The organism is Pseudomonas sp. 2995-1 (assembly GCF_002742505.1).
GTDB classification, from domain to species: Bacteria; Pseudomonadota; Gammaproteobacteria; order Pseudomonadales; family Pseudomonadaceae; genus Aquipseudomonas; species Aquipseudomonas sivasensis.
Genome location: NZ_LJSA01000696.1, coordinates 1 through 257 on the forward strand (window position 1 = coordinate 1; position 257 = coordinate 257).

Annotated in this window: 1 protein-coding gene; it reads left to right on the top strand. The window is 45.5% G+C overall.

The window, feature by feature from the left end; genetic code table 11:
* Positions 1-72 precede the first annotated feature (72 nt).
* On the top strand, positions 73-257 hold a 185-nt coding region (locus AOA61_RS30740), incomplete at its 3' end, for a S8 family serine peptidase (RefSeq protein WP_256583522.1).

Consider the following 257-nt stretch of genomic DNA (forward strand, 5'->3'; position numbering starts at 1 on the left):
GTAAGTACAGTTCCACTCCATCATGCTTCAGGTCCCCATACTCATGGCTACGCAGCGCTACAAGGTACAAGTATGTCAGCGCCTCACGTTGCCGGAGCTGCAGCTCTAGTTTTAGAAGCGCATCCTGAGTGGAGTGTAGATTTTGTAAAAGCTGCGTTAATGAACACAGCAGAAAACTTGTTTGACGCAGATGGAAATCTATATTCCCACAACAGTCAAGGTGCTGGAAGTATTCGAGTGTTAGATGCTATTAATAC